Raw genomic sequence first — 6689 nt, 5'->3', positions numbered from 1 at the left:
GGCCTGGCGCCTGCGCCGCAGCCGCCCCCGCTGCCGCCCGCGCCCGCATCGCCGCCCGCGCCCGCATCGCCGCGTCCATGACCGATCAGTTGCTGGAACTGCTCACCGTCTATGGCCTGCCCGCGGCGGCGCTGGTGCTGGCGATCGGCCAGTTCGGCCTGCCCCTGCCCACCTCGCTCGCGCTCCTGGCGCTCGGCGCGCTCGCCGCCAACGGCGATGCCGAGTTGGGCGTAGCGTTCCTCTGGGCGCTCGCTGGCGTCACCCTGGGCGACCAGGCGGGATTCCTCGCCGGCCGTTCGGTGGCGCGGTCGAGCCGCGATCGCCCCGGTCTTCTCGGCCGCCTGGCGCGCAGGGCCCGGGCCACGGAGCCGACCATGGAGAAATGGGGTTCGAGCAGCGTGTTCTTCAGCCGCTGGTTGTTCACGCCGCTGGGGCCGGCGATCAACATCGCCGCGGGCGCGGTCGGCCTCAACTGGGCCGTCTTCACCGCCTGGGGCCTCGCCGGGGAAGCGCTGTGGCTGACGATCTATATCGGCCTCGGCTATGCTTTCGGCTCCAACATCGAGATGCTGGCCGGCATCCTCGGCAACCTGTCGATGGCGCTGGCGATGCTGGCGCTCGCTGCCTTCCTCGGCTGGCAATTGATGCGGGCGATCCGCAAGGCCCAGGCCCGGTCGCGGGCCGACTGAAAGGAGACTGCAGATGACCGCCAGGGACCCGGTCCACGTCACCCTGATCGGCGCCGATTACAGCGTCTACAGCCGCATCTGCCGGCTCGCGCTGCGTCTCAAGCGCGTGCCGCATCACTTTGAACCGCTGGATGTCTTCGCCCCCGACGGCCCCGGCAGAGCGCGCGCCGCGGGCCATCCCTTCGGCAAGATCCCGCTCCTGCGCCACGGGCCGCTCACGCTGCACGAAACGCTCGCCATCACCCGCTACATCGACCAGGCCTTCGACGGCCCGCCGCTCGAGCCCGCCGATCCGGCCCTCCGCGCCCGCATGAACCAGATCGTCTCGATCGTCGACACCGGCGTCTATCCGATCATCGTCTGGGGCCTGCATGTGCCGAAATCCAAGGGACTGGAGCCTGATCCCGGGATGATCGCCAAGGCGCGCACCGTGCTCGGCGCGCTCGAAGCGCTGGCGCTCGGGCCCTGGCTCTGCGGCGAAGCCCAGTCGCTCGCCGACGCCTATCTCGCCGCCTGCATGGACTATGTCGCCGACAGCGCGGTGGGCGAGGCGCTTCCCGACCTGTGCCCGCGGCTTGCCCGCTGGCGGCTTCAGGCGGGCACGCTGCCGCCTTTTGCCTGACACGTTCGGCGCCTGGGACGGTGATGGGGCGGGAAAGTGTTCATTCGGAGCGGATTTAGGAGACTGGATTTTCCCACAACAGTTTTCCAGGATAGCTCCGAATGAACGCGAACAAGTATGCCTGAGCGGCCGCTTCGCGTCGAGCGGAAAAGATCCGTCGCCATTCTTGCCATTTTGAGGGTATGCGGCCCGCGCCGCCCGCCCCATCGGACCCGGGGCGCGGGCGGACCGGATGGCCCTCCCGCGCCCTGCCGCCAGATCAGGCCAGGTGCATCTGGATTTCGGTCATCAGATCGGGCGGCGCCGCGTCGAGCGGGGTGTTGAGATAGCGCTCCACCGCCGGCGCCGGTCCCGCGGTCTCGCCGCTCTGCGCGAGCCACGGCCCGAAGAACCACTGATAGGCCTTGGCGAGTTCCCCGTAAGGGCCCTTGTGGACCAGCACCGCGTAGCGCCCCTTGGGCAGCACGCAGGTCTCGAACCCCTCGGGCGGCGCGGCGCCGTGCTTGAGCGCCATGCCCGCCAGCGATTTGAGTTCGTCGGGCGGGGTCAGGTCGGGATCGGAAAAATAGGCCGCGGCCATGCCGTCGGATTTCTCCCAGCCGCCGCGGATCGCCAGTTCCGAGCCGAACCGGTCGAAGGTCGCGCCGACGTCGATATAGGGCCCGGTGTGGATCAGGCCGGCGATGGTGATTTCGGGATGCTCTTCGATGCGCACGTCATACATGATGTCGGTCTCCTGCCATTCAGGATTGTCATAGCGCCGGTGACCGCCCTCGGCGCGGTAGCGAAGCGGCGGCAGACCGAAATCGGTTTTGAAAGCCTGGGTGAAGGCGCGCGCGTTGGTGTAGCCCGAGCGCGCGGCGATCGCCTCCACCGGATCCGACCCGTTGACGAGTTCGGACGCCGCCCGGTGCAGTCTCAACCGTCTGACAGTCTGCCACACGGTTTCCCCGGTCAGGCCGCGATAGGTGCGGTGCCAGTGGAAGCGGGACAGGCAGGCGATGTCGGCAAGCTCGTCGAGATTGAGCGGGCGATCGAGATGGGCGCGAATATGGTTGCGCACCCGTTCAAGCCGCGCCCGGTAATCCCTGATGCCTGCGTTCGCCGTCATGCCGGTCCCTCCGTCGGTCACGACATTAACAGCACGCCTCGACCGCACAAATCTTGCTGAGTTGCGGCCAAGAAAAAACGCCCGGGCCGAGGGCCCGGGCGCTTGATGGGGAGAGGCGTTTCATGCAGCGCCGCGTCAGCCGAGCGCCGCAGCCACCGCGTCGATGGCGGCCTGGGCCTTGTCGCCGTCGGGGCCGCCGGCCTGGGCCATGTCGGGCCGGCCGCCGCCGCCCTTGCCGCCGATGGCTTCGGACGCCGCCCGCACCAGGTCGACCGCCGAGAGCGTCTTGGTCAGGTCCTCGGTGACGCCGACCACGACGCTCGCCTTGCCGTCTTCGCTGACGGCCACGAAGGCTGCCACGCCCGAGCCGAGCGAGGATTTCGCCGCGTCGACCAGGCCCTTGAGATCCTTGGGCAGCACGCCGGTGACCACCTTGCCGAGATAGGTCACGCCGTTGATCACCCGGCTCTCGTCGCCGCCCGCGCTGCCGCCGCCGAGCGCCAGCTTCTTGCGCGCCTCCATCAGCTCGCGCTCGAGCTTCTTGCGCTCGTCCATCAGCGCCTCGATGCGCTGGGCCACGTCGCCGGTCTGCACCTTGAGCATCGCCGCCACCTGCCTGAGCCGTTCGTCCTGCTCGATCAGGTGCTGGCGCGCGGCCTCGCCGGTCAGCGCCTCGATGCGGCGCACCCCGGCGCTGACCGCGCTGTCGGAGAGCACCCGCACCAGGCCGATCTCGCCGGTGGCCGCCACATGGGTGCCGCCGCACAGTTCGACCGAATAGGGCCGGTTCGACTTGACCCCGCGCACGCCGGTGCCCATCGACACGACCCGCACCTCGTCGCCGTATTTCTCGCCGAACAGCGCCATCGCGCCCTCGGCGATGGCATCATCGACCGCCATCAGCCGGGTCGAGACCGGGCTGTTCTGGCGGATGATCTCGTTGGCCATCTCCTCGACCTCGCGGAGTTCCTCGCCGCTCATCGGCTTGGGATGGGAGACGTCGAACCGCAGCCGCTCGGGCGCCACCAGCGAGCCCTTCTGCGCCACATGGGTGCCGAGCACTTCGCGCAGCGCCTCATGCAGCAGATGGGTGGCGGAATGATTGGCGCGGATCTTCGCGCGCCTTCCGTGGTCGACCTCGAGCTGCGCCACCGCGCCGCGCCTGACCTTGCCCTCGATGACCTTGGCCCGGTGCACGAACAGCCCCTCGCCGCGCTTCTGGGTGTCGCTCACGGCGAGCCGGTAGCCCTCGCCCGAAATCGTCCCCTGGTCGCCCATCTGGCCGCCGGATTCGCCGTAGAACGGCGTCTGGTTGACGACCACGTCGACCAGTTCGCCGGCCTCGGCCGTCTCCACCTGCGCGCCGTCGCGCACCAGCGCCAGGATCACGCCCTCGGCCGCCTCGGTGTCGTAGCCCAGGAAATCGGTGGCGCCGGCCTTGTCCTTGATTTCGTACCAGATGGTTTCGGTGGCGGCGTCGCCCGAGCCGGACCAGTGCTTGCGCGCCTCCGCCTTCTGCCGCTCCATCGCCGCAGTGAAGGCATCCGTGTCGACATCGACGCCGCGCTGCCGGAGCGCGTCCTGCGTCAGGTCGAGCGGGAAGCCGAAGGTGTCGTAGAGCTTGAACGCGGTCTCGCCGTCCAGCCGGTCGCCTTCGCCGAGCCCGGCGCTGGCTTCGTCGAGCAGGCTCAACCCGCGCTCGAGCGTCTTGCGGAAGCGGGTTTCCTCGAGCTTCAGCGTTTCCGAGATCAGCGCCTCGGCGCGCTGCAGCTCCGGATAGGCCCGGCCCATCTCGGCCACCAGCGTGGGCAGCAGCCGGTACATCAGCGGATCGCGCGCGCCGAGCAGCTGCGCGTGCCGCATGGCGCGGCGCATGATGCGGCGCAGCACATAGCCGCGGCCCTCGTTGGAAGGCAGCACGCCGTCGGCGATCAGGAAGGCCGACGAGCGCAGGTGATCGGCGATCACCCGGTGGCTGGCGCGGTTCTTGCCCTCGGCCGGCACGCCGGTGGCGTCCTCGGAGGCGGCGATCAGCCGGCGGAACAGGTCGATGTCATAATTGTCGTGCTGGCCCTGCAGCAGGGCTGCGATGCGCTCGAGGCCCATGCCGGTGTCGATCGACGGGCGCGGCAGGTCGAGCCGCTCGTCCGCGGTCTGCTCGAACTGCATGAACACCAGGTTCCAGATCTCGATGAAACGGTCGCCGTCCTCCTCGGGCGAACCGGGAGGGCCGCCCCAGATATGGTCGCCGTGATCGTAGAAGATCTCCGAGCACGGGCCGCAGGGGCCGGTGTCGCCCATCGCCCAGAAATTGTCATTGGTCGGAATCCGGATGATCTTGCTTTCGGGCAGGCCGGCGATCTTGCGCCACAGCTCGAAGGCGTCGTCGTCGGTGTGGTAGACGGTGACCATCAGCCGGTTCTTGTCGATGCCGAAATCCTTGGTCAGCAGGTTCCAGGCAAGCTCGATGGCGCGCTCCTTGAAATAGTCGCCGAAGGAGAAATTGCCCAGCATCTCGAAGAAGGTGTGGTGGCGCGCGGTGTAGCCGACATTGTCGAGGTCGTTGTGCTTGCCGCCGGCGCGCACGCATTTCTGCGAGGTGGCGGCGGTCGAATAGGGACGGCTCTCGAGCCCGGTGAACACGTTCTTGAACTGCACCATGCCCGCATTGGTGAACATCAGCGTCGGGTCGTTGCGCGGCACCAGCGGGCTCGACGCCACGACCTCGTGTCCGTTCTTCTTGAAATAGTCGAGAAACGCCGACCGGATTTCGTTCACGCCACTCATGATCAACCCTTTGTCAGATGGAAGGCCGCGCCCCGGCTTGTGGTTCGGGGGGCCCGAATGTCAGATCGCCGCACCACCGGCGGATCGCCGCTTTTATCCCCCGTCCGGTTGCCTGTCCAGACGGCAGCGGCCGCGCACAAAGGAAAACCGGCCGCCCGCTCCCTCGCGGGGCGCGGACGGCCGGCTGATGTCACGCGGCCCGGACAGCCCGGACCGAGGATCGCGCGGATCCTACATTTCGGCGGCTTCGGGCGTGTCGTCGTCCTCGCCGCCCGAATGGTCGGTCTCCAGGAATTTTTCGGCGATCAGCCCGGCGTTCTGGCGCAGCGCCAGTTCGATCTCGTCGGCCAGCACCGGATTTTCCCTGAGGAACTGCTTGGCGTTCTCGCGCCCCTGCCCCAGCCGCTGGCTGTTGTAGGAGAACCAGGCGCCGGATTTCTCGACGATGCCCGCCTTGACGCCCAAATCGACCAGCTCGCCCATCTTCGACACGCCCTCGCCATACATGATGTCAAACTCGACCTGCTTGAAGGGCGGCGCCATCTTGTTCTTGACCACCTTGACGCGGGTCTGGTTGCCGACCACCTCGTCGCGGTCCTTGACCGAGCCGATGCGGCGGATGTCGAGCCGCACCGAGGCGTAGAATTTCAGCGCATTGCCGCCGGTGGTGGTTTCGGGCGAGCCGAACATCACGCCGATCTTCATGCGGATCTGGTTGATGAAGATGACCATGCAGTTCGAGCGCGAGATCGAGGCGGTGAGCTTCCTCAGCGCCTGGCTCATCAGCCGCGCCTGCAGGCCCGGCAGGCTGTCGCCCATTTCGCCCTCGATTTCCGCCCGCGGCGTCAGCGCCGCCACCGAATCGATCACCAGCACGTCGATGGCGCCGGAGCGGACCAGCGTGTCGGTGATCTCGAGCGCCTGCTCGCCATTGTCGGGCTGCGAGATCAGCAGGCTTTCGAGGTCGACCCCGAGCTTGCGGGCATAGACCGGGTCGAGCGCGTGTTCGGCGTCGATAAAGCCGCAGATGCCGCCCTTCTTCTGGGCCTCGGCGATGGTCTGCAGCGCCAGCGTCGTCTTGCCCGAGCTTTCCGGGCCGAAGATCTCGATCACGCGGCCGCGCGGCAGGCCGCCGATGCCGAGCGCGATGTCGAGCCCGAGCGAGCCGGTGGGAACCGTTTCGATCTCGACCACGCCCTCGTTGGCCCCGAGCTTCATGATGGAGCCCTTGCCGAACGAACGCTCGATCTGGGCAAGTGCGGCGTCAAGCGCCTTGCTTTTGTCCACGGATTTTTCCTCTACCAGCCGCAAAGAGTTCTGTGCCATTTGGTCCACCTTTAGGTTATCGTGCCGTCGCAAGCAATGAGTGTGTCTTGGCGCGATTTGTACCCTATTTGTTCCGTTCGCGCAAGCCCCCTCGAAGCCCCTGATTCACCTAGAGAAACCGACGCATGTTCCTTTTTCGTTTCCGCGACGCCGC

5 protein-coding genes are annotated in these 6689 nt (G+C 67.6%); 2 read left to right on the top strand and 3 right to left on the bottom strand.

Going from position 1 to position 6689, the window contains the following annotated elements; genetic code table 11:
* A partial coding sequence (locus tag LL06_RS21565) for a VTT domain-containing protein (RefSeq protein WP_052161808.1) occupies positions 1-689 on the top strand: 689 nt, incomplete at its 5' end.
* Positions 690-702: 13 nt separating this feature from the next.
* Positions 703-1311 carry a glutathione S-transferase family protein gene (locus LL06_RS21560; protein WP_052161807.1) on the top strand — a complete coding sequence of 203 codons (609 nt, stop codon included), beginning with the start codon at positions 703-705 and terminating at the stop codon, positions 1309-1311.
* 259 nt (positions 1312-1570) lie between these two features.
* On the opposite strand, the gene LL06_RS21555 is transcribed toward LL06_RS21560, so the two are convergent.
* The 3 genes from LL06_RS21555 to recA all read right to left on the bottom strand — a co-directional run bounded on the left by LL06_RS21555 (position 1571) and on the right by recA (position 6535).
* Positions 1571-2422, bottom strand: coding sequence for an AraC family transcriptional regulator (locus LL06_RS21555; protein ID WP_035531732.1), 852 nt, complete (start codon positions 2420-2422; stop codon positions 1571-1573).
* Positions 2423-2557: 135 nt separating this feature from the next.
* A complete protein-coding gene (alaS, locus tag LL06_RS21550) occupies positions 2558-5209 on the bottom strand; it encodes an alanine--tRNA ligase (RefSeq protein ID WP_035531735.1) in 2652 nt (883 codons plus the stop codon).
* A 231-nt stretch (positions 5210-5440) separates the two neighbouring features.
* Complete coding sequence (gene recA, locus LL06_RS21545; protein ID WP_035531729.1) at positions 5441-6535, bottom strand: recombinase RecA; 1095 nt, start codon at positions 6533-6535, stop codon at positions 5441-5443.
* Positions 6536-6689 lie beyond the last annotated feature (154 nt).

The sequence above is a fragment of the Hoeflea sp. BAL378 genome (assembly GCF_000759435.1).
GTDB lineage: Bacteria > Pseudomonadota > Alphaproteobacteria > Rhizobiales > Rhizobiaceae > Hoeflea.
Note: the sequence above shows the minus strand (reverse complement) of the source record. Positions and strands in the feature narration are given on the sequence as shown.

What these genes read in the sequence shown, in the direction of transcription:
- LL06_RS21560 (WP_052161807.1), top strand. Translation starts at nt 703, where the DNA reads ATGACCGCCAGGGACCCGGTCCACGTCACCCTGATCGGCGCCGATTAC.
- LL06_RS21555 (WP_035531732.1), bottom strand. Translation starts at nt 2,422, where the DNA reads ATGACGGCGAACGCAGGCATCAGGGATTACCGGGCGCGGCTTGAACGG.
- alaS (WP_035531735.1), bottom strand. Translation starts at nt 5,209, where the DNA reads ATGAGTGGCGTGAACGAAATCCGGTCGGCGTTTCTCGACTATTTCAAG.
- recA (WP_035531729.1), bottom strand. Translation starts at nt 6,535, where the DNA reads ATGGCACAGAACTCTTTGCGGCTGGTAGAGGAAAAATCCGTGGACAAA.